Genomic DNA, 17961 nt, shown 5'->3' with positions numbered 1-17961 from the left:
AGCACGCCGAAGAGCGCACTCTCCCCGAGTTCGGCGTGGGCGCTCGCCCGTGCGGTCTGTGGTGTTACTTGAGGGCGCCGGAGGTCAGCCCGGCGCGGATCTGCCGTTGGAAGAACACGTACGCGAGCAGGACCGGCAGGATCGCGATGATCAGCCCGGCGAACAGGCCGCTCCAGTCGCTGCCGTAGCCGCGGCTGACCGCCAGCTCGGCCAGGCCCTGGGCCAGCACGTAGTGGTCCGGGTCGGGGTTGAGCACCTTGGGCAGCAGGTACTGGTTCCACAGGCCGAGGAAGTTGAAGATGCCCACGCTGACCATGCCGGGCCGGGCCATGGGCAGCATGACCCGGAAGAACACCCCGGCGTGCGAGGCGCCGTCGATGAACGCGGCCTCGGCGACCGCGCCCGGCAGCGACCGGAAGAACCCGTGCAGGAAGAACACGGTGAACGGCAGGGCGTACGCGGCGTACACGAGGGTCAGCCCGTGGTACGTGCCGAGCATGCCGAGGTTGTCGACCACGAAGAACAGCGGGACCAGCGCGAGGAACACCGGGAACAGCATCCCCGCGACCAGCGTGTAGTACAGCAACCGGTTGCCCGGGAACTCGTAGCGGGCCAGGCAGTACGCCGTGAGCGCGCCGAGCAGCATGGTCAGCGCCAGCGCGCCGCCCACCACGATCACGGTGTTGAACAGGTACTGCCCGATCGAGGCCTGCTCCCAGGCCCGCGACCAGTTGTCGAACCGCGGGGTCGCGGGCGGCGTCCACGGGCTGTCGAAGATCTCCGCGTCGGTCTTGAACGACGACATGAAGGCCCACAGCAGCGGCAGCGTCACCAGCGCGGCCCACAGCGTCAGTACGGCGTGCTTGATCCTCATGCCAGCTCCACCCGCTCGCGCCGGGTCACCCGCAGCAGCAGCACCGCGATCGACAGGGTGAGGAAGAAGATCGTCACGCCCATGGCCGAGGCGTAGCCGAACTTGGCGAAGTTGAACGCCGACCGGTACAGGCCCAGCCCCATCACCTCGGTGCTGTTGTCCGGCCCGCCCGGCCCGACCGTCATGATCTGCACCAGGGCGAACCCGTCGAGCGCCGCGATGCCCAGGTAGATCCAGCCGACCTGCACGCTCTCCCAGATCAGCGGCAGCGTGATCCGCCGGAACACGGTCACCGGGCCGGCCCCGTCGATCGCCGCGGCCTCGGTGATGTCCTCCGGCACCGACTCCATCGCGGCCGAGAACAGCACCACGTAGAAGCCGACCGACGACCAGATCATCACCACGATCACGCACCACAGCGCCAGGTCCGGCTCGGCCAGCCAGGAGCGCCGCCACGAGTCGAGGCCCAGGGCCGACAGCGCGCCGTTGAGCAGCCCGCTGTTCGGGGTGTACACGAACTGCCAGAGCACCGCGATGATCGCGACGCTGAGCAGCTGGGGGAAGAAGTACACCACCCGGTACACCCGGGTGCCCTTGGTGGCGGCGGCCAGCGCCAGCGCCACCGCGATGACGGCCAGCGGCACGACAAGCAGCATCAGCCCGTTGTGGCGCAGCCCCGCCAGGAACAGCGGGTCACTCCACAGCCTGCTGAAGTTCTCCAGCCCGATGAACTCCGGGGCGCTGTCCACGCCGTTCCAGTTCGTGAGCGAGAGCTGGAAGGCCTGGACGTACGGCGACAGCACGAACACGCCGTACAGCGCCAGGGGCACGATCAGCGCCCCCACCAGGAACCGGTACTTGCCGTGCCGCATGGCCGATCACCGCTTGTGCTTGACGACGGACGAGTCCTTGGCGACCGCGTCGGCGGCCTTCTGCACGCGCTCGGCCCACTGCTGCGGGTTGATCCGCTTGGTGGCCAGCTCGCCCGTGGCGTCGTCGACCGCCTTGGACAGCGGCGCGTACCAGGTGCGGAACTTGTAGCTGAACATGTTCGGCCCGGCCGCCTTGGCCGCCTCCGCCACCGACCCCAGGCCGCTGGTCAGGGTGAGGCCGTCGGTCGCACCGGCGACCACCGGCAGCGCCTTGGCGCTCTCCACGAACCCCCGCGCGACCTGCTTGGAGAACAGGAAGCGCAGGAACTCCAGGCCGCCCTGGGGGTTCTTCGCCTTGGCGGGCACCAGGTAGGACTCGCTGCTGGCCGCCATCACGGCGCCGTCGGCGAGCTTGTCCGAGCCGGTCAGCGCCGGCACCGGCGCCATCACCATGTCGAACCCGGCCGGGGTGACCTTCTGCTGCTCACCCTCCAGCCAGGAGCCGCACGGGATGAACGCGACCTGGCCCTTGCACCAGGCGTTCTGCGCCTCGGTGTGGGACAGGCCCTCCGAACCGGGCAGGATGTGGCCGCGCACCGCGAGCTGGTGGATCGCCTCGGCGGCGGCCAGCATCGCCGGGCTCTGCCACGCCCCGGAGTCCAGGTTGTCGACGGCCTTGACCAGGTCGAAGCCGCCGGCCTTGGCCGCCATCGACAGCAGCGGGTCGTTGAGGTACTCCGGGTACTTGCCCTGCCAGGTCCACGGGGCCAGGCCGGCCTTCCTGATCTCGTCGTTGAGGGTGAGCATCTCGTCCCACGTCTTCGGGAACGTCCACCCGTGCCTGTCGAACAGCGTTTTGCTGTACCAGACGCCCCACAGCACCGACGAGTAGTTGAGCACCAGCGGCTTGCCGTCGAAGGTGCCGTCCTCGATCACGCCCGGCAGGAGCGTGTCGCGGACCTTCTTGCCCGGGTCGTCCACGGCCGGGGCGTCGAGCAGCTCGGACAGGTCCTTCAGCTTGCCCGAGGCGACCAGGGTGGCCAGGTCGAGGCGGCCCGCGCCGCTGTTGTCGACCACGTCCGGCGGGCTGTCGGCCACGAAGCGCGGCTGCAGCACCTCGCCGACGCCCTGGATGCCCTTGTGGTCGATGGCGACCTTCGGGTGCTTCTCCTTCAGCCGGGTGCCCGCGTCGATCGCGTACTGGTCGCCGTACCCGCCCTTGAAGACCACGACCTCCAGGCCGGCGTCGGCCGGCACGCCCAGCGGGTTCTCCGCGCTGACGTCGCCCTTGCCCGCGCCCTCGTCGTTGCCGCCACCGGAGGTGGCGCAGGCGGCCAGCGAGGTGGCTGCCGCCGCGGCAGCCGCGCTGAGCAGCGCGCCGCGTCTTGTAAGGTTCATGATGTCGCCCTTCGGTTGCACACAGGGGTTGATGGGTTAGGCGATACGCCGGATGCGCCCGGCGTATCGCGCTTCCAACTGCTGGTTGTGCTCATAGCCGCCGGCGATGTTGGCGGACAGGTAGATCGGCGGGGTCTGCCCCGCCTCCTGCAGGCGCCGGACCACCTCGGTGACCACCATCTGGGCCAGCACGGCCGCGGTCACCGACGACACGGCGCCGGTCTGGTTGGCGAGAATGACGTCGCCGTACGGTGCGCCGTTGTCGAGCACCACGTCGGCGATCTCGGACAGTCGCTTGCCGGACGGGTGGCGCGGCTGCGACTGCGCGGTGTGCTCCAGGGACGTCACCGCGATCAGCCCGTGCCCGCGCTCCTTGATGAGCAGGGCCAGCTCGACCACCACCCCGTTGATGCCGGAGTTGGAGGCCAGCACGAACACGTCCGCGGGCTGGATCGGGGCCAGCTCGTAGAGCCGGTGCGCCACCTCGGTGCGCCGTTCGAGCAGCTGGTCCTCCAGCACCGTGCGGGGCTCGCCGCCCCACAGCACGATGTCGCGCAGCGCGATGCGGTTGGTCGGCACCAGGCCCCCAGCGCGGCCCGCGATCTCCATCGCGAGCGCCTCGGAGTGCCCGCTGCCGAAGGCCTGCACCACGCCGCCCGCGTTGAGGCTGTCTGTGATCAGGTCGGCGGCCCGCTGCACGTTGGCCGCCTGCCCGGTGCCCACCTTGCCCACCAGCTCGGTGATGGCTTCCAGGTACGTCTGCGCGTTCATCTCGCTCCTCGTGTTGCTCGGCCGTGGTCCGGCCTCGGTGTCGTCGCCGCCGGTGCGGCAGCCCGGCCGGTCACTCCGCCGCGCCGCGCGGCGGGGCGACCGGCTGCACAGCGGCCTCCCGCACCGTTCGGCGCCGGTGCGAGGTGGGCTCGTCGTGCAGCCGGTGGGCCTCCACCGCCCGCGCGGTGACCTCGAACGCCTCGGTGGTCCGCGCGTACGTCCGCTGCGCCACCGCGACGTAGATCAGGTCGACGGCGACCAGCTGGCCGTGCAGCGCCGACAGCGCCGCGAGCCGGAACGTCGTCTCGTGCACGGCCGTGGTCAGCACCACGGCGGCGGCCTCGGCCAGCGGCGACTTGTCGAACGAGGTCACCGCGACGGTCAGCGCGCCCTGCTCGGCCGCCTCGGCCAGCACCTCGATCACCTCGCGGGTGCGGCCGCTGTGCGAGAAGCCGATCGCGACGTCGCCGGGGCCGAGCAGCGCGGCGTTGGTGAGCGCCTTGTGCGCGTCCTCGCGGTGCCAGCAGGGCACCCGGATGCGCTCCAGCCGGAACTGCATCTCCCGCGCCGTGGTGCCGCTGCTGCCCAGCCCGAACAGCTCGACCCGGCCCGCCCCCGCGATCGCGTCGGCGACCCGCGCCACCTGGGCGAGGTCGAGCCGGGCCGCGGTCTCCTGGATGGCGCGCGCGTCGGCGCTGGCGATCACGCCGAGCACCCGGTCCATCGGGTCGCCGGGCTCGATCTCCCGGTCGATGTCGGTCTCCCAGCGCGCCTGCGCCTCGCGCCCGCTCTCGGTCGCGATGGCCACCCGCAGCGCCGCGTATCCCCGGAAGCCCAGCACCCGGCAGAACCGGGTCACCGTCGCGGTGGAGGTGCCGGCCCGCTCGGCGAGGTCCACGATGGACGCCTGCGCGGCCAGCGCCGGGTCCTCCAGGATCTGCTCGGCCACCCGCTGCAACGCGTCGGGCAGGTTGGGCAGCTCCATCCGCATACGACCGATGACACCCTGCACGAGAATTCCCTTCACCACGATCCGTTGATGAAGAAAATTACGATCGATCGTCCACAGTGTCAATGCCATCCAACAAAAATTTTGACGCCAAACTCCCCCACACCCCAGCAATAATTATGATCACCAGGTCGCGAGTGGACGAAGATCGTCCGACTTGCCGGGCAGATGGGCGTATCTTGGCGGCGTATACGCCCAGGTGCCAGGCAAGTCGGACGATCATGGACGGCCGGCGGGCGCGTCAGATGCGGACGAAGCCGATCATCGCGAGGCCGATGCCGGCCTGGACCACGGAGGAGGCCACCACGAGGGCGACCGGCCAGAAGCGCTCCGTGCGGGCGCACAGCCAGGCCGCGCCGATCTGCAGGAACACCGCCAGGAAGATCCACAGCCGGACGGTCTCGCCCCGGTTGATGCCCCACAGGTCGAGCACCACCAGCACCGCCAGCCCGGACAGGGTCAGCACCGCGGCGGGGTGGGCGCCGCGGCGGCGGACCGCGTCGACCGCCGCCACGGCCAGCAGCACACAGGACGCGAACCCGGCGGCGATCGCGAGGTACCACAGGTTCCGGGTCACCCACATCCCGTACGGCCGGTGCCGGGCGTTGAAGTCGTTGGCGTCGGCGAGCACGTACCCGAAGTTGTCGAACAGGTCGTAGCCGAAGCCCAGCCGCAGCGCGGCGTGGCAGGCGGCGAACCCGGCCACGGTCCAGCCGACCAGGCGCAGCGCGTCCCGCCAGGACACCGCCCGCCGCCACAGCGCCGCCCCGAGCACCGCCGCGAACACCAGCCCCATCACCAGCGGCAGCGCCTCGAAGAAGACCACCAGGAAGAGCGCGCCGCCCAGGCCCAGCGCCCAGCCCGCCCGGCGGGTACGCAGGAACCGCACGTGCAGCCACAGCGCGAGCAGGATCGGCACCGGCGCGACCGCGTTGAGCACCGGCGTGAAGTACAGCGCGCCCGGCAGGAACAGGCCCAGGACCAGGGCGTACAGCGCGATCCGGCGGTCGCCGGTGAGCTCGCGCACGATCAGCCACAGCAGCACGGCGGACAGGTTGGCCAGCACCAGCACCGCCACGCCCATCGCGGCCGGGCTCAGGCCCAGCGCGTCGAGGCCGAAGTAGAGCAGCGTCTTGCCGGGCATGTTGGTGCGCGCATGCGGCGGCAGCTGCTCGACCAGCCCCATGTAGTCGCCGAGGAACTCGCCGAACCCCCACCGCTGGGACGGGGAGTAGAACGAGTTCGCGCGGTCGCTGACCACGATCTGGCCGAGCGACGGCAGCGCGTACGTCCGCAGCAGCAGCTGCACCGGGACGGCGGCGACGAACCAGCCCGCCACCACGGCGCCGTCGAGGCGCTCGGGCAGCCGGCGCGACACCCACAGCAGGCCCAGCACCACCGGCACCGCCACCGCGACCGGCCACACCACGTGCCACTGCCCGGCCAGGCGGTCGTAGGGATAGGTCCAGCCGGCCGCCCGCGACCCCGTCGGCAGCAGGCGCAGCAGCATCGCCAGCACGACCAGCGCCGTCAGCCCGGCCCCGGCGAGCGCCGCCCACGCCACGGCCCGGGGCACGCGCGGCCCGTCCGCCGCCGCGGGAGCGGCCGCCGCCCGCTCCTCGAGGAGTACCTCGTTCACCTGTCGCCCTCCGTCACGCGTCCGTCCGGTCCGCAGAAGCTAACGAGCCAGGACGCGAAGAAGGCCCCGGCGCGTGGCCGGGGCCTTCTCGAACGGTGTGCGGTTCAGGCGGCGGTGGTACGGGTCTCGCTCATGATCGCGAGAATCTCCTCGACCGAGACGTTGGCCCGGCACGCCACATGCTCGATCGGAACGTTGCTCGCGATGGCCTCGCGGATGGCGGACCGCCAGACCTTGTCGTCGTCGTCGCGATCAGCGGCCACCCGGTCCACCAGGCACAGCGCCAGGTCGGATGTGTCGAACACGGCTCTCCCCTCCAGGGACGCCCGCTCCGGGGCGCCACGAGACCGCCCGGTGAACCGGGTCGAACTCGCAGGGACAACACTGCGCCATCCACGCACCCGAAACATCCGCCACCAAGCGGAAAGCCGCCCGCGAACAACCGGATAAATCTCCCGTTAAGGCACCATATGCCCCCAACAGGTGCGTCTGCCGGCGCGCCGGTGCTCCTTCTGCACGCGCCGGGCTCCTCCCTCAAGGGCGCCGACGCGCTCCTTCTCCGAGCGCGCCCACGCCGAGTGGATCGAGGCGGGGTCGACGGCCAACATCGCATCGCACCATTCACCGGGCGACACGAAAATGAGCGTGAGAGCGCTCTCACGCGCATCCGCAAAGCGCGGATGCCGGGTGCCGCGCCGACTTAAGGTAAGCCGCTCAAGGATTAACTCTCACGCCATCGTAGCGAAACATTGACGTATTGAGCGGTTGCCGCTAACTTCGGCGCTCAGAGAGCGCTCTCACATGCGCCCGGCACCACCGCTCCACCGCTCCTCCGTTCTCCCTGCCATGACAGCTCCAGCCCCGGAGGCCATGCACATGGAAATGACGATCCGGTCGATGACACCGGGTGGCGCGTCCCGCCGCCCAGGTCACCACCGCCGCAGCTGGGCGCACCGGCGCGCCCTCGTCCTCGGCGCGGTCGCCGTCCTGACCGCCGCCACGTTCGGGCTCGCCGTGGCCCGCACCGCCGAAGCCGGCACGGTCGGCGCCGGCAGCTACGCCGATACGCTGCCCGCCGGCCGTGCCCTGCCCGTGGGCTGCGGCAACCTGACCAACAACCCGCGGCAGTACGTCACCGCCAACGCCCCGGCCGGCGGCGTGCCCACCAACGACTGGTGGTCGTCGCTGCTGTTCAAGAAGTTCGACTGCTCCTACAGCGAGCCGCTGCACGCGCACCCGACGTCGTACGACACGTTCGCGGGCGGGCTCGGGTTCTCCTACAACACCACCGCGGCGATCAGCGGCTCCGCGACCGGCCCGGGCGAGTTCCACTACCCGTACGTGCAGGACATCCTGGTCGGCGTGGCGGGCCTGAACTCCCCCGACACCAAGGTCGACGGCTGGAGCGACTGGACCGTCACGCCGTACTGGAGTGACGGCGCGCGGACCATGAAGGCGACCATCGGGCACGGCCTGCCGTTCTCGTACTTCCAGATCACCGGCGGCAACGCGCAGATCACCGCGGTCGCCACCCCGACGGTGTGGTCGAACACCGGCGGCCAGCTCGGTTTCAACGTCAACGGCCGTGACTACGTCGCGTACGCGCCCAGCGGCTCGACCTGGACCGTCAGCGGCACGACGATCAGCTCGACGCTCAACGGCCAGGGCTTCTTCTCCGTCGCGGTGCTGCCCGCCGGCGCCGACCGTGCCGCGCTGGCCACCACGTACGGCCAGTACGCGCACGCCCACGTCACCGGCACCCGCGTGTCCTACAGCTACAACCAGGCCGCGAGCACGCTGAACACGACCTACACCTACCTCACCACGGCGCGCCAGGGCTCGCAGACCGCCACGGTCGCCGCGCTCTACCCGCACCAGTGGAACCACCTGACGGGTGCGAGCCCGCTGGCGGCCACGTACACGTCCGCCCGCGGCCAGATGAAGATCCTCACCGGCATCGGCTCGTTCACGACCTCGATGAAGTACACCGGCGTGCTGCCGGAGATCCCGGCGGTCGCGGACAGCTCCGGCGGCGACCTGACCACGATCACGAACTACCTGAACGCGGTCGCGGGCAACCCGGCCGACTTCCGCGGCGACGACACCTACTGGACCGGCAAGGGCCTGGGCCGCGCCGCCCGCATCGCCGAGATCGCCGACCAGCTCGGCCTGACCTCGGTGCGCGACACCGCGCTGTCCACGATCCGCACCCGGCTCAACGACTGGTTCACCGCCTCGGCGGGCAAGACCAGCCGCGTCTTCTACTACAACAGCGCGTGGGGCACCCTGATCGGCTACCCGGCCTCGTACGGGTCCGACCAGGAGCTCAACGACCACCACTTCCACTACGGCTACTACGTGGCCGCCGCCGCGACGCTGGCCAAGTTCGACCCGACCTGGGCCACCAACAGCCAGTACGGCGGCATGGTGGACCTGCTGATCCGCGACGCCAACAACTACGACCGCAACGACACCCGGTTCCCGTACCTGCGTGACTTCGACATCTTCGCCGGTCACGACTGGGCGGCCGGGCACGGCGCGTTCGGTGCGGGCAACAACCAGGAGTCCTCGTCGGAGGGCATGAACTTCGCCAACGCCCTGATCCAGTGGGGCCAGGCGACCGGCAACACCACCGTGCGCGACGCGGGCATCTTCATCTACACCACCCAGTCCGCGGCGATCGCCGAGTACTGGTTCGACGTGCGCAACCAGAACTTCCCGGCCGCCTTCGGGCACAACACGGTCGGCATGGTCTGGGGCGACGGCGGCGCGTACGCGACCTGGTTCTCCGGCGAGCCGGAGATGATCCAGGGCATCAACATGCTGCCCATCACCGGCGGCCACTTCTACCTCGGCGACAACCCCGCCTACGTGCAGACCAACTACAACGAGCTGGTCACCAACAACGGCGGCGCGCCGACGGTCTGGCAGGACATCCTGTGGGAGTTCCTCGCCCTGGGCAACGGCCAGACCGCGCTGAACAACTTCAACGCCAACCCCGGGTTCACCTCGGAGGAGGGCGAGAGCAAGGCGCACACCTACCACTGGATCCGCAACCTGGCCGCACTCGGCAACGTCGACACCACGGTCACCGCGAACCACCCGCTGGCCAAGGTGTTCACCAAGTCGGGCGTACGCACCTACGTCGCGTCCAACATCGGCAACAGCGCGATCACGGTGACCTTCTCCAACGGCACCACGCTCAACGTGCCCGCCTGCAAGACGGTCACCTCGGGCGCGTTCACCTGGAGCGGCGGCGGCGCCTGCGGCGGCACCAACCCGTCGCCGTCGAACCCGCCGTCCTCGCCGCCCGCCTCGCCGAGCCCGTCGCCGTCGGCCCCGCCGTCGCCGAGCCCGTCGACCTCGCCCAACCCGCCCGGCAACTTCGCCGCGACCCGCTACCTCACCTCCGGTGGCGGCCTGCCCGGCACCGCGGGCGCGGCCGGCTCGGTCACCGTGGCCGCGGCCAACGGCAACTGGGACGGCAACCCGCACAGCCAGCAGACGTTCACCGCGACGGGCCTGTCCGCCAACCACAACGGCGGCGCCACGAACTTCGACATGTTCGTGGACGCGGGCACCGGCGTCGGCAACGCCACGCAGGTCCGGGTGTCGTACGACTTCACCGGCAACGGCAGCTGGGACCGGCTGGAGACGTACAACTACTTCCCGACCGACCCGGTCGCCGGGTACGAGCACTACACCCAGGCGTCCGGCGTGAAGACCACCAGCGGCGCGTTCGCGAACCTGGCGAACGGCTCGGTGCGGGTCGAGGTGTGGAGCGCGATCGGCAGCACGTCGACCACGCTCGGCATCGGCAACCAGTCCCGCGTGGTGCTGCCGTACACCGGCACCACCAGCCAGCCCTCGGTGAACGTGGCGCTGAACAAGCCGACGCTGACCTCCAGCAACGAGTCGGCGACGTACGGCGGCCCGCAGGCGGTGGACGGCAACGCCACCACCACCCGCTGGTCCAGCACGTTCAGCGACCCGCAGTGGCTGCGCGTCGACCTCGGCCAGACCTACTCGATCAGCCGCGTGCGGCTGGTCTGGGAGGCGGCCTACGGCTCGGCGTACCAGATCCAGACGTCACCCGACGGCAACACCTGGACCACCATCCGGTCGGTCACCGGCGGTGACGGCGGCGTCGACGACCTCACCGGCCTGTCCGGCAGCGGCCGCTACGTCCGCGTCAACGGCACCACCCGCGCCACCGCCTGGGGCTACTCCCTCTTCGAGTTCGAGGTCTACGCCCCGTAGCAAATGAAAGGAAGGGCACCTTCTTAACGCTATGCGTGGTAGAAGGTGCCCTTCTTAACGCTCCCGGTCAGGTCGCGCAGATGGCGTACGCCGTGGCCGTCCAGTTCTCGGCGAACCCCGTCTGGTCCTCGATGACCGCGACGTCCGAGCCGGAGACCGCGCCCGGCCCCCACAGCCCGATCCGGTCGAAGTGCGCCTGGCCCCCGGCCGTGTGCGAGCCGCCCGTGCCGTGCAGCTTCTTGCCCGCCGGGCACGCCACGCTGATCCCCTTGCTGATCGAGTTCTCGGCGGTGGTCGCCGACACCCGCTGCTGCCCGGCGACCGGGTTCACGCAGATCGCGTACGCGTACGCCGAGTACGCCCCCGACGACACCTCGTCCCCGCCGACCTCGACCGACAGGCCGGTCAGGTCCGCCGACGGCACGATGCTCCGGATCAGGAAGTGGGCGCCGCCGACCGCCGCGCCGCCGGTGCCGATCACCTTCTTGCCCGACGGGCAGGACAGGTGCACCCCGACGACGTTCGTGCCCGCGCTGGCGGTGTACGAGCCGCTGACCAGCTGCCAGCCGGTGACGCCGGTGCCGCAGATCGCCCAGGCGTACATGGTCCAGTTGCCGGCGAAGCCGCCGTCCTCGCGCGCGACGGCGTAGTACGAGTGCGTCGGGTAGCCGGCCGCGGCCGGGATCATCGACGAGATGTGCACCTCGGCGCCGCCGTCGACGATGTCCGCGCCGCCGCCGAGCAGCACCTTGCCGGCCGGGCACACGGCGTTGGCGGTCTTGAACGACTCCGACCCGGTCAGATCGCTCCAGTCGATGGTGACGATCAGCCCGGTCACGGCCTGGGCCGGGGCCGCCGCGACCAGGGACGCCGCCGCGCCGAGCAGTACGGCGGCCAGACCGGCCAGGAGTTTCGAGCTTCGGGTGAGGGACATGGCGCACCTCGACTCTCGGGCGGCCTGTCGCGGCCGCGGGCCCTCACCGTAGGAGCCGTGCCGGGCCACGGCACGGCTCCCGCGCCAACCCGACAGCGGCTCGGGATCGCAGCCGGCAGGACGCGTCAGGAAGGGCACCTTCCTCCACGGAAAACGATAAGAAGGTGCCCTTCCTTCGTCAGATGACGTCAGGCGGCTGGGATGCGGAACAGCGTGGTGTCTCCGAAGTGGTCGCAGCGCGCCTGGGGGTAGCGGCGGCGCAGCAGCGCGGCGAAGAAGTCCGGGCCGGTCAGCACGGGCAGATCCGCGGGCAGGGCCTTCACCCCCGGCCCACGGGTGTACGCCAGCACGACCTCGCCCGCCTGGCGCAGCCCCAGCCGCAGGAACCGGGACAACTCGCGCTGCTCGAAGAAGCGCCACACGTCCACGCTGACCACGGCGTCGAACGCGCCGTCGGGGAACGGCGACCACACCCCGAGCAGGTGCAGGTTGCGCTCGGACAGCGGCCGCCCGTGGTCGTAGGTGACGGCCCGCTCCCCCAGCGGCACCTCGTCGGTGCCGAACGCCTGCCACAGCACCGGCCGATCGCCGCCGAACTCGGCGGCCAGCAGCGGCCACACCTCGGGCAGCCGGCCCACCCCGTGCTCGGCGCAGCCGGCCAGGGTTTGGCGGTAGTGCCTGATCTTGCGGGTGACGTCGGTCGGCGCGGGCAGGTCGACCAGCTCCGCCTCCAGGCTGCGGTGCCGTTCGCGGAACAGCTCCAGGTTGACGGTGTAGTCCTGCTGCAGGTTGGTCAGGTCGCGCACCGCGGGCACGTGGAACCCCGCCGCGAGCGGGTCGTAGCCGAACCCCGCGTCGCCCAGCAGCCGGTGGATCCGGTACGCCAGGTCGGTGTCCTCGAAGCCCCAGCGGGTGCCGTACGCCTCGTCGAACCCGCCCGCGTCGAGCACGGTCCGGCGCGGCAGCGACACGTTGTTGGTCAGCGCGAACACCCACGGCGCGCCCGCCAGCCACTGCTCCGGCGACTCGTCGCGGCCCGGCACCCGGAACCGGAAGTCCTCGTGCCGCGGACCGGCCAGCTCGTGTGTCAGCGGCGCGCCGTCCAGCGCGGCGGCCAGCACCGCCCAGTCCCCCTCGTACCGCTTGCCGATCAGCACCGCGGGCGTGCCCCGCTCGTCATGGAAGGCCAGGTGCCGCTCCAGCAGGTGCGGCTCCGCCAGCACGTCGCTGTCCAGGAAGCAGAGCAGCTCACCCCGGGCCAGGGCCACCGCCCGGTTGCGCGCCGCCGACCGGCCACGGTTCTCGGGCAGGCTGTCGAACTGGAACGCGAACGGGTACACCGCCTCGGTGAGCCGCGCGTACGGCGCCGGATCCGAGCCGTCGTTGACGACGACGACCTCGAACAGCGCCGGGTCGAGCGTCTGGCGGCGCAGCGCGGCCAGGGTCAGCGCGAGCGTGTGCGCGTCGCCGTACGTCGGGATGAGCACGCTCAAGCGCGGGGACATGGCCACTCCGTTCCAGCGGCGGGGCCGCGTCCATTGCCTACCGCCCGATCCTGAAAGCTCCGGAGAGCGCGTTCAAGCGCTGCCCATCAAGTGGAACATGTCTATCTTCGCCAGGGCGGTGCGCGGCGACCTCGACCTGCGCGGCACGCCGCGAACTGTCGCCGACGCGACCCGCCCACGGATCCGGCACGACGCAAACGCATCGCCCCCGCCCCGCGCCCGGTGCTACCGTGTCGGCGTGATCTTCTCGTCGTGTCAGGTGATGATGCCCCGCTCCCGGGGCTGCTGACACGCGCGTGAAACCGCAGGCCCCGCGTCCGGGGCCTCGGCGACGGGTCGACGCTCCGGCTTGTTTCGAGCAGGAGGAGTCCCATGACCCGCGTCTATCTCACCACCACCATCCCGTACGTCAACGCCGCCCCGCACCTCGGCTTCGCGCTGGAAGCGGTGCAGGCCGACGTGCTCGCCCGGCACCATCGCGCCCTCGGGCACCAGGTGCGGCTGCTCACCGGCACCGACGACAACTCGCTGAAGAACGTGCTCGCCGCCGAGCAGGCCGGGCTGCCCGTGCAGGACTTCGTCGACGCCAACGCGGCCGCGTTCGCCGCGCTGCGCGGACCGCTCGCGCTGTCGTACGACGACTTCATCCGCACCAGCCGCGACCCGCGCCACCGCCCAGGCGTCGAGCGGTTCTGGCACGCCTGCGCCGACGATCTCTACACCGACACCTACGAGGGCCTGTACTGCGTCGGCTGCGAGCACTACCTGACCCCCGACGAGCTCGACGCCTCCGCGCACTGCCCCGAGCACCGCACCGCGCCGCAGCGCATCGCCGAGCAGAACTGGTTCTTCCGGCTGTCGCGCTACGCGCAGCCGCTGCGCGAGGCGATCGTCGGCGGGCGGCTGCGCATCGCACCGGAGTCGCGGCGCAACGAGGTGCTCGCGTTCATCGACGCCGGGCTGCGCGACTTCTCCATCTCGCGCTCCCAGCAGCGCGCCCGCGGCTGGGGCATCACCGTGCCCGGCGACCCCGACCAGGTCGTCTACGTCTGGTGGGACGCCCTGGGCAACTACCTCACCGCCCTGGACTACGGCACCGGCGGCGAGGCGTACCGCACCTGGTGGGAGGAGTCCGACCGGCGCGTCCACGTGATCGGCAAGGGCGTGCTGCGCTTCCACGCCGTGTACTGGCCCGCGATGCTGCTGTCCGCCGGGCTGCCGCTGCCCACCGACATCCTGGTGCACGACTACCTCACCGCCGGCGGCCAGAAGATCAGCAAATCATCGGGTACGCCGGTGGACCCGGTCGCGCTCGCCCGGTGCTACGGCACCGACGCGGTGCGGTGCTGGCTGCTGCGCGAGGTGCCCCGGGTCGGCGACGCCGACTTCACCGTCGAGCGGCTGGTCGAGCGCGCCGACGCCGACCTCGCCGGCGGCGCGGGCAACCTGGTCAACCGCGTGGTCACCATGGCCCACCGCTACCGCGCGGGCCGGGTGCCCGGCGATGCGGCACCGCTGCCCGAGGCGAAGGAGCTGGTCGAGGCGATCGCCGAGGCGCCCTGGATCATCAGGGCCGGGCTGGCCGACTTCGACTTCCGGCGCGCCGCGGCGGCGGTGTGGACGGTCGTCGACGAGGCCAACGGGTTCGTCGAGCGGTCCCGCCCGTGGGAGCTGGCGAAGGCCGAGCGGTCCGGCGACCCCGACGCCGGGGTACGCCTGGACGCCGCGCTCGCCTCCCTGCTGGCCGCCTGCCGCGCGGTCGGCGACCTGCTGACCCCGTTCCTGCCCGGCGCCGCCGCCCTCATCACCACCCAGTGCACCCCCGACCCCGACGGCGCCCTACCCCCACCCACCCCCCTCTTCCCCCGCCTGGCCACCGCCTGACCCGAGACGTCTCCGCCCCGAACACACCACCTCGGGGGCCGGGGCCGCCACGCGCGGCGCGGACCGCCGCGCGCGGCGCGGGCATGATCGCCGTTTCGGGTCAAAAGCTGGAGTCCGACCACACTTCTTGACCCGAAACAGCGATCACCAGCCGTTCCCCGCGCGCTTGGCGTAGACGTTGGCCTATCTGGATGACGAAACGTCGATCGAGTTCATCCAGATAGGCCAACGTCCATGACGGGACCGGACGGGACGGGACGGGACGGGGCGTGCGGCGTTCTCGCGGGTGGGGTGCTAGTGCCACAGCCCGCCGAGGCCCTTGCCGAGCAGCACCGCGCCGATGACGGTCAGCAGCACGGTCATCACCGCGGCGTGGTGCTCGACCAGCCAGGCCTTGAGCCGGTCCAGCCAGGGCGAGATCCGGTCGTGGGCGATCTCGTGGCCGATGACCGGGATGGCGACCGTGCTCACCGCGATCACCGCGAAGATCAGCACGGCGAGCGCGGCCCCGCCGCCGCTGAGCCCGGCCGTACCGACGATAAGACCCGCCGCGGCCAGCAACGGCAGATTCTTGACGTTGAGGGCGGAGAGCACGAAGCCCAGCCCGATCGCCTTGCCGGGGGTGACCTTGTCGATGGCGGCGAGCCAGCCCGGCAGCCGGGCCTGCTCCCCCGGCTGGGGCCGGGACCGCCACTGCAGCACGGCGAGGACCAGCAGCAGTACCCCGAGCAGCAGCTTGATCACGGACGCGGCGGTGGTCGGCTCGCCGCCGGTGCCGATGGCGGTGCGGCCGGCCAGGGCGATGAAGACGATGACGGCGAGCATGATGCCGATGACCCAGCCGAGCAGGAAGCCGGCCGCAGCGGCGCCGGCGCGGGGCGCGAGGAGCATCAGGATCACGGCGATGACCGGGATCGGGCTGATCGCCACTCCGAGCGCCAGCGGCAGCAGTTCCCCGATCACCTCACCCATGGCAAGCAGCGTATGGCGTGCAACGGGCTCGTCCGGGGTAAACGCCCAGGTATGGGCGAGATACTGGTGGGCACGGCCTCGTGGACCGACAGCACACTGCTGGCGTCGGGGTGGTACCCGGAGTCGGCCAAGACGCCCGAGCAGCGCCTGAAGTACTACGCGTCGCAGTTCCCGCTGGTCGAGGTCGACGCCACCTACTACGCCAGCCCGGCCGAGAGCACGGTCGCGCTGTGGGCGTCGCGTACGCCGAAGCACTTCACGTTCAACATCAAGGCGTTCAGCATGCTGACGGGCCACCCGACGAAGGTGAGCGCGCTGCCGAAGGAGCTGCGGCCGGAGACCGACAAGCGCAACGTGTACCCGGACGGCCTGGACCCGCAGGCGTACGAGGACGTGTGGAGCCGCTTCCTGTCCGCGCTGGACCCGCTGGTCGAGGCGGGCAAGCTGGGCATGCTGCTGTTCCAGTTCCCGCCGTGGTTCACCATCCGCCGCGACAACAAGCAGTACCTGCTGGAGGTCGCCAAGCGCTGCGCGCCGCTGCGGGTCGGCATCGAGCTGCGCCACGAGTCGTGGTTCGCCGGCGACAACGCGGCCGAGACGCTGGAGTTCCTGCGCAAGCACGAGCTGCCCTACGTCTGCGTGGACATGCCGCAGGGCCACAAGAACTCGGTGCCGCCGGTGCTCGCCGCGACCGCGGACCTGGCCGCCGTACGCTTCCACGGGCACAGCGACAAGTGGACGAGCAAGGACATCCACGAGAAGTTCGGCTACCTCTACTCCCCGCGCGAGCTGAAGGACTGGGCGCCGAAGCTGCGCGAGCTGTCCGGCGAGGCCGGGCAGACGCACGTGCTGATGAACAACTGCTACTCCGACTACGCCCAGCGCAACGCCGCCCAGCTGATCGACCTGCTCGGCGCGGACTGATGCCGTGCAAGTTGTAGACGAGATTCAGTCAAGAACATGATGTTGATTGTGCAAGCAGTGTGATAGACAGTCGTGCATGGACATCGCCTTCGCCTTCGACGAGGCATACGCCGAGCACGTCCAGATCGCCGTCGAGTCGGTGCTCGACTCCCACCCGGGCCCGCACGAGCCGACGTTCTGGCTGCTCACGACGGCGGCGGTGGCCAAGGAGCGGGAGCCCTCGCTGCGCCGGCAGCTCGCCGGCCGGGCGCGGCTGCGGCTGCTCACCACCGGCGACGAGTTCCGCGCCCTGCCGGTGGTCGACGAGGAGTGGCTCGCCTACGTCAGCGCCGGCATGTACCTGCGGCTGCTGCTGCCCGACCTGGTCGGCCCCGAGGTGTCCCGGCTGCTGTACCTCGACGTCGACGTGCAGGTCTGCGGCGACCTGTCCCCGCTGTGGCAGGTCGCGCTCGGCGAAGCGCCGCTGGCCGCCGTGCGCGACGCGTTCACCGCCACGTTCGCCACGCACGGCGGCGTGCCCGGAGCCGGGCCGGAGCACGACCCGGCCGCGCCGTACTTCAACTCCGGGGTGCTGCTCATGAACCTGCCGGTGTGGCGGCGCGAGCGGATCACCGCGCGCTGCCTGGCCTACCTGGCCGCGCACGCGGGACGGCTGCGCTTCCCGGACCAGGACGCGCTCAACCTGGTGGCGTACGGCCAGTGGCTGCGGCTGCCGCACCGCTGGAACAACATGCGCAGCTTCGCGCTGGAGGAGTCCGCCGACACCGGGCACGACACGCGGATCATGCACTTCGCCGGCCCCCGCAAACCCTGGACCGAAGGCTTCCGCCCCGGCTTCCGGTACGAGCGCCACCAGGCGCTCGCCGCCCGCGTCGCCCCCTACGCCTGAACGCGGGCGGCGGCCGGTCGAACGCGGCAG

Annotated in this window: 14 protein-coding genes; 4 read left to right on the top strand and 10 right to left on the bottom strand. The window is 71.1% G+C overall.

Annotated features, from left to right (window positions below):
- Positions 1 to 64 precede the first annotated feature (64 nt).
- From AB0J67_RS14035 to AB0J67_RS14005, 7 genes are all read right to left on the bottom strand, one after another.
- Positions 65 to 874 (bottom strand): carbohydrate ABC transporter permease, encoded by an 810-nt coding sequence (locus AB0J67_RS14035; protein ID WP_363481263.1) that lies wholly within the window; start codon positions 872 to 874, stop codon positions 65 to 67.
- Entirely contained in the window at positions 871 to 1746 is an 876-nt protein-coding gene (locus AB0J67_RS14030; RefSeq protein ID WP_363481260.1) for a sugar ABC transporter permease, read from the bottom strand. Before AB0J67_RS14030 ends, AB0J67_RS14035 begins: the two co-directional genes overlap by 4 nt.
- Positions 1747 to 1752: 6 nt before the next feature.
- Complete coding sequence (gene ngcE / locus AB0J67_RS14025) at positions 1753 to 3144, bottom strand: N-acetylglucosamine/diacetylchitobiose ABC transporter substrate-binding protein (RefSeq protein ID WP_363481257.1); 1392 nt, start codon at positions 3142 to 3144, stop codon at positions 1753 to 1755.
- Between the two features lie 36 nt (positions 3145 to 3180).
- Complete coding sequence (locus AB0J67_RS14020; RefSeq protein WP_363481254.1) at positions 3181 to 3915, bottom strand: SIS domain-containing protein; 735 nt, start codon at positions 3913 to 3915, stop codon at positions 3181 to 3183.
- Between the two features lie 70 nt (positions 3916 to 3985).
- Complete coding sequence (locus tag AB0J67_RS14015; protein ID WP_363481251.1) at positions 3986 to 4906, bottom strand: MurR/RpiR family transcriptional regulator; 921 nt, start codon at positions 4904 to 4906, stop codon at positions 3986 to 3988.
- A gap of 259 nt (positions 4907 to 5165) precedes the next feature.
- Entirely contained in the window at positions 5166 to 6563 is a 1398-nt protein-coding gene (locus AB0J67_RS14010) for a hypothetical protein (RefSeq protein WP_363481248.1), read from the bottom strand.
- Positions 6564 to 6667: 104 nt separating this feature from the next.
- Entirely contained in the window at positions 6668 to 6868 is a 201-nt protein-coding gene (locus AB0J67_RS14005) for a hypothetical protein (RefSeq protein WP_363481245.1), read from the bottom strand.
- Positions 6869 to 7460: 592 nt separating this feature from the next.
- On the opposite strand from AB0J67_RS14005, the gene AB0J67_RS14000 reads away from it, so the two are divergent.
- Positions 7461 to 10823, top strand: coding sequence for a glycosyl hydrolase (locus tag AB0J67_RS14000; RefSeq protein WP_363481242.1), 3363 nt, complete (start codon positions 7461 to 7463; stop codon positions 10821 to 10823).
- A gap of 67 nt (positions 10824 to 10890) precedes the next feature.
- On the opposite strand, the gene AB0J67_RS13995 is transcribed toward AB0J67_RS14000, so the two are convergent.
- Together AB0J67_RS13995 and AB0J67_RS13990 are read right to left on the bottom strand one after the other, a co-directional pair.
- Positions 10891 to 11757 (bottom strand): hypothetical protein, encoded by an 867-nt coding sequence (locus tag AB0J67_RS13995; protein WP_363481239.1) that lies wholly within the window; start codon positions 11755 to 11757, stop codon positions 10891 to 10893.
- Positions 11758 to 11945: 188 nt separating this feature from the next.
- Positions 11946 to 13262 (bottom strand): glycosyltransferase family A protein, encoded by a 1317-nt coding sequence (locus AB0J67_RS13990; RefSeq protein ID WP_363481236.1) that lies wholly within the window; start codon positions 13260 to 13262, stop codon positions 11946 to 11948.
- Positions 13263 to 13634: 372 nt separating this feature from the next.
- Here AB0J67_RS13990 and AB0J67_RS13985 point away from each other — a divergent pair, with 372 nt between their 5' ends.
- Positions 13635 to 15146, top strand: coding sequence for a methionine--tRNA ligase (locus tag AB0J67_RS13985; protein WP_363481233.1), 1512 nt, complete (start codon positions 13635 to 13637; stop codon positions 15144 to 15146).
- A 294-nt stretch (positions 15147 to 15440) separates the two neighbouring features.
- Here AB0J67_RS13985 and AB0J67_RS13980 read toward each other — a convergent pair whose 3' ends face one another.
- Complete coding sequence (locus AB0J67_RS13980) at positions 15441 to 16118, bottom strand: GAP family protein (RefSeq protein ID WP_363481230.1); 678 nt, start codon at positions 16116 to 16118, stop codon at positions 15441 to 15443.
- A 51-nt stretch (positions 16119 to 16169) separates the two neighbouring features.
- Here AB0J67_RS13980 and AB0J67_RS13975 point away from each other — a divergent pair, with 51 nt between their 5' ends.
- Together AB0J67_RS13975 and AB0J67_RS13970 are read left to right on the top strand one after the other, a co-directional pair.
- Positions 16170 to 17042, top strand: coding sequence for a DUF72 domain-containing protein (locus AB0J67_RS13975; RefSeq protein ID WP_363481227.1), 873 nt, complete (start codon positions 16170 to 16172; stop codon positions 17040 to 17042).
- Between the two features lie 76 nt (positions 17043 to 17118).
- Positions 17119 to 17931, top strand: a complete 813-nt coding sequence (locus AB0J67_RS13970; RefSeq protein ID WP_363481224.1) for a glycosyltransferase family 8 protein — start codon at positions 17119 to 17121, stop codon at positions 17929 to 17931.
- The last annotated feature ends 30 nt before the right edge of the window (positions 17932 to 17961 follow it).

It is taken from the genome of Catellatospora sp. NPDC049609 (assembly GCF_040675365.1).
Taxonomy (GTDB): Bacteria; Actinomycetota; Actinomycetes; order Mycobacteriales; family Micromonosporaceae; genus Catellatospora.
Note: the sequence above shows the minus strand (reverse complement) of the source record. Positions and strands in the feature narration are given on the sequence as shown.